1 protein-coding gene is annotated in these 269 nt (G+C 68.0%); it reads left to right on the top strand.

The features are described 5' to 3' along the window. On the top strand, positions 1-269 hold a 269-nt coding region (locus ACX2DJ_RS13030), incomplete at both ends, for a hypothetical protein (protein WP_462573170.1).

Genomic DNA, 269 nt, shown 5'->3' on the forward strand with positions numbered 1-269 from the left:
TGCAGAACGACTTCCTCCATCCCGACGGCGCCTATGGCCGGGCCGGCCAGTCAGCGCCCGAGATCGCGGCACTGCCCGCCCGGCTGAAGCCGCTGGCCGACAGGATCCGCACCGGCGGCGGCTGGATCGTGTCGACGCATTTCACCCTGGTGCCGGCCAAGGGCGGCGAGCCCTTCATCTCGGATCACCTCAAGAAGCTCCGGCCCTTTCTCAGGAAGGGCGATTTCGTACCGGGCTCCTGGGGCCATGACACGGTGGATGTGCTCCAG

Source organism: Altererythrobacter chaiwopuensis (assembly GCF_054957755.1).